The 4,357-nt window shown below is 65.5% G+C and carries 4 protein-coding genes; 2 read left to right on the top strand and 2 right to left on the bottom strand.

Annotated features, from left to right (window positions below; translation table 11 throughout):
- Positions 1-114 precede the first annotated feature (114 nt).
- On the top strand, positions 115-840 hold the full coding sequence (locus Q0Q02_RS23330) for a DUF1028 domain-containing protein (protein ID WP_293813163.1): 726 nt from the start codon (positions 115-117) through the stop codon (positions 838-840).
- Between the two features lie 114 nt (positions 841-954).
- Here the strand turns inward: Q0Q02_RS23330 and Q0Q02_RS23325 are convergent, their stop codons facing one another.
- Positions 955-2,274, bottom strand: a complete 1,320-nt coding sequence (locus Q0Q02_RS23325; RefSeq protein WP_293813161.1) for an OmpP1/FadL family transporter — start codon at positions 2,272-2,274, stop codon at positions 955-957.
- A gap of 429 nt (positions 2,275-2,703) precedes the next feature.
- Here Q0Q02_RS23325 and Q0Q02_RS23320 point away from each other — a divergent pair, with 429 nt between their 5' ends.
- Complete coding sequence (locus Q0Q02_RS23320; protein WP_293813159.1) at positions 2,704-3,552, top strand: fumarylacetoacetate hydrolase family protein; 849 nt, start codon at positions 2,704-2,706, stop codon at positions 3,550-3,552.
- 388 nt (positions 3,553-3,940) lie between these two features.
- On the opposite strand, the gene Q0Q02_RS23315 is transcribed toward Q0Q02_RS23320, so the two are convergent.
- Positions 3,941-4,357, bottom strand: a 417-nt coding sequence (locus Q0Q02_RS23315; protein ID WP_367275055.1) for a helix-turn-helix transcriptional regulator, incomplete at its 5' end; no start/stop codon positions are given.

Genomic DNA, 4,357 nt, shown 5'->3' with positions numbered 1-4,357 from the left:
TCGCCACCCGCCGCGCAAGGCGCGGCTACCCGGCTCGAGGCCGGGCATGACGGTCGGGTGTCGACAGGGCAGCAATGCTGATATTGCTGCTTCTCGAAGAGCAGGGAATCAAGAATGACCTGGTCGATCCTCGCGCGGGACGCCCGAACCGGCGCGTTAGGCCTGCTATGCGCGTCGCGGGCGCTGGCCGTCGGTGCCGTCGTGCCCTATGGAGCAGGCCGCACCGGCGCCATTGCGACCCAGGCCTTCGCAAACCCATTCTTCGGCGTCGATGGCCTACGGATGCTGCAGGACGGCTGTTCCTCGCAGGAGGTCGTCTCGGCCTTGGCGGCGCTCGATGAAGGGCGCGATCACAGGCAGGTGCATGTGATCGATCGCGCCGGCTGCGTGGCTGCCCATACCGGCCCGGCCTGCATCGAATGGAGCGGCAGCGTCTGCGGTCCCGATGTCTCCGTCGCGGGAAACATGCTGGCGGGCCCGCAGGTCGTCGAAGCAACCCTCGCGGCCTATCTCGCGGCGCAAGCCCTCGACTTCGACGAACGCCTGATCGTCGCCATGGAAGCCGGCGAACGCGCAGGCGGCGACAAGCGAGGGCGCCAATCCTGCGCGATCCGCATCTGGACGGAGGCGCCGTTTCCGAGCTTCGATCTGCGTGTCGACGATCATGCCGCCCCGCTGGCGGAGCTGCGGCGGCTTTGGCGATTGGCTCATCAGGGCTATGTGCCGTTTCAGACGGCCCTGCCCTCCCGGTCGAAACCGGCGGGCTGCACGGACCGCGAAGCCGTCTATCGCATGTGCTCGGATTATGCCGAGGCCTGGAACGCACGGCATCCGGAATAGTCTCGCGGACCGGCCTTCGCTTTCCGCCGGGTCTCGGTAGGCCGCGAGCGGGCTTCTTGAGCCTCCGACCAGAAAAGCCGGCCCGAAGGCCAGCTTTTCCAGATCGATCCAGGATCAGTACTTGCGAACCACCGGCTGCGCCGGAACGGTCTGCTTCGGATCATCCCAATTGTAGGTGATGCCGACCGAGGCGATGTGGATGTAGGGCTTGGCCTCTGCGGTATAGAACACCGCGCCCTGCTGCGGATGCGCGCCGTTGTAGTTCACCGAAGCCTTCTTCACGTCGATATAGGTATAGCCAACGTCGAGCTTGATCCGGTCGGTGATCTGGTAGCTTGCACCGGCACTGAGCCAGAGCCGATCGTTGTCCGAGATGAAGATGGTACGGTTGCGGTCATTCACCGCCGACAGTTCATAGCCGACGCCAGCACGCAGGGTCAGGTCGCGGTTGTACTTGTACTCGACACCGGCCGAGAAATACCAGGCATCGTCATACTGGAAGTTCAAGCTGGTCGCCGGACGGCCATTGATCTGGCTGACGATCGGGATGTTGCGGAAGCGGCTCCAGTTCGTCCACTCGACGCCGGCATGGACCTGCCACTGGTCGTTGATGACCTGCGACACGCCGAGGACGACCGAGTCGGGCAGGTTGAGATTGGCCTTGACCGGAATGACGGCGAGCGGAGTCTTCAGCGTCCCTTCCAGCGTCTGGCGCACCGCCGAACGATAGGCGAGGCCGATGCTGGTGCCCTCGAACGGCGTCAGGGTGAAGCCGAAGCGATAGCCGAAGTCGATCGTGTCGCCCTCGATGATGACCGGCGCCGCCGTCGGACCGATGCCCGAAGCCTGCTTCAGCGAGGCATTGAGCCACTGGACCTGCAGCGCCGCGCCGACCGAGAGCCAGTCATTGACCTTGTAGCCGACCGTGGGCGAGACGTTGACCGTGGCGACCTTGGCCGAGCGGCCGTAGATCTGGGCCGCGTGAACCTGATTCTCGGCCTTCGAGCGCAGGCCGTAAGGTGCGCCAGTGGTCATGCCGATCCAGAACCGGTCGGTGAGCTGCCAGGCGCTGTAGGAGGCCGGGATGAAGGCGCCGTCGCCGCCAATGTTGCCGGTGCCGTTCTGGATCGGGCTCGCCGGCCCGAAGGGCGAGCCGAGGCGCGTCACCGAGGTCGGCTGATAGTCGCCATTGGCGTTGAGATAGGTGAAGTTCCAGTTGCTGTGGCGCCCCGGGAACATGGTGATGGTCGCAGGGTTCCAGGCCATCGCGCCCATGCCAATGCCGCCCGAGGCGGCGCCGGCATAGGCCATGCCGAGACCCTCGGCGCTCTGGCCGCTGCGGATGGCGAAGGAACTCGCCGAAGCCGCTCCAGCCGCGAGGAGAGCGGCGAGCGAGACCGTGGCAGCTGCGGCGGTGCGAACAAGGCCCTTCATCGAATCCATCCCGATCTAGGTTTTTCGGGGCCAGACACCCCGCTTGATTCGAAGCATGACCCGAGGCGTTTCCAGCCGCAATCCCGCTTCAGGTGCCCCGAAATCGCCACACCACTCCCCTCATTTCGCCGCCGCGTCCTCCAAAACGGCCCAAAATCGACGATTTCCGGACATACGCCGGCAAGATTGTTCAGAAACATATAGTTTATATAAGAACTATTGCCGGTTTGCGGGTGTTTCCGCTCCAGCGCGACATCCGGCGCTCCCCGCGGGCGGTTGTCGCTTTGAGAAGCGCCGTTGCATTCGCGCAACAATTCTGCCGCCTGCTGATCGCGGATACCCTATGCGCAATGACGGGCTTGTCTTTCCGACCGGCATCCGGTCAGAATCCCTCACCCATTTAGATCGTTTGAAAACGGGGGAAACACCTTGAAATTGCTCCGCTACGGCGCACCTGGCCAGGAAAAGCCGGCCCTCCTCGATGCCAAGGGCGGGTTGCGCGACCTGTCCGGCGTCATTCCCGACCTCGGCGGCAAGGCGCTGACCTCGGCCTCGCTTGCCAAGATCAAGGCGCTTTCGCCGGAATCGCTGCCGTTGGTGGCCGGCTCGCCGCGCATCGGCGCCTGCGTCGCGGACGTGCGCAACTTCATCGCGGTCGGCCTCAACTTCGCCGATCACGCCGCCGAGACCGGCGCCGAGATCCCGAAAGAGCCGATCCTGTTCAACAAGGCTCCGAACTGCATCGTCGGGCCGAATGACGACGTCGTCATCCCGAGGGGTTCGCAGAAGACCGACTGGGAGGTCGAGCTCGCCATCGTGATCGGCGACGGCGGTTCCTATATCGAGGAGAAGGACGCGATGGCGGCAATCGCCGGCTTCTGCGTCTGTAACGACGTCTCGGAGCGCGCCTTCCAGCAGGAGCGCGGCGGCCAATGGGCCAAGGGCAAGGGCTGCCCGACCTTCGGACCGCTCGGCCCCTGGCTCGTCACCACCGACGAGATCAAAGACATCCAGAACCTCGGCATGTGGCTCGAGGTCGATGGCGAGCGCGTGCAGAACGGCTCGACCAAGACGATGATCTTCGGCGCGGCCTATCTGGTCCACTATATCAGCCAGTTCATGCGTCTCGATCCGGGTGACGTCATCACCACCGGCACGCCTCCCGGCGTCGGCCTCGGCTTCAAGCCGCCGCGCTTCCTGAAGGGCGGCGAGGTCGTCACGCTCGGCATCGAGGGGCTCGGCGAGCAGAAGCAGAACTTCGTCACCTACAAGGGCTGACCTCGGCAGGAGCTCCGATGCTCCGCCAGGCTCCAAGCATGAAACGCCGGCGACGAGCCGGCGTTTTTCGTTCCAGGCATGGAATGTGTTGGCGAGAGCGCCGTGTCAGCCGTTCACGTCAGGCTGCGAGGCGACTGGAACGAGCGCGCGGTTCACTGAAGGCGGAAGCGCAGAAGCCCCAACACAGGCGCAAGCCGCGCCACGCGAAAAGGCACTGCCGAAGCTGCTTGACCCGGCTTCGGCAGTGCGAGCTGATATTCGCCTGTGGCCCTGCGACCTTGTTGAGAACCTCACCCTGACTTCGGCAAGGCGATTTGCCATCCCCCAAATGGGGGGTCCCCGGCGCGTACGCGGAGGACGGAATGGATTCACCGGCCGGACGGAGGCTTCAGTTCGGCCGCGCCGCGCTTTTCAGCAAACCGACCAGATCGGCCTGCCGGCGCGTGCCGGTCTTGGCGAGGATGCGCTTCAGCGTGGTGCGCGCCGTCGCCTCGGTCACGCCGAGCCGTGCGGCGGCATCCCGCGGCGGATGGCCGGCGGCGATGGCAGCCGCCAGCCGCCCCTCGGCCGGCGTGAGGTCGAACAGCCCGGCGATCAGGCCGGCATCGGGCCCCGCGCCTGCGGAGACCGGCGTCGCGACGATGATGGCGCCGGCGAAGGAGAAGATGTCGCGCGCCCGGCCGCGTATGGGGGCGACATGCACGACCATCGGACTCGTGCCGCGCCAGGCCGGAATCGGCAGGGAACGCACGAGCTGCGGCAAATCCGTTTGCGCGAAGCCCGCGATCACCGTCGCCAGCATGTC

It is taken from the genome of uncultured Allobosea sp., from assembly GCF_945956895.1.
Classification (GTDB): Bacteria; Pseudomonadota; Alphaproteobacteria; order Rhizobiales; family Beijerinckiaceae; genus Allobosea.
This window is presented reverse-complemented; position numbering and strand designations above follow the sequence as displayed.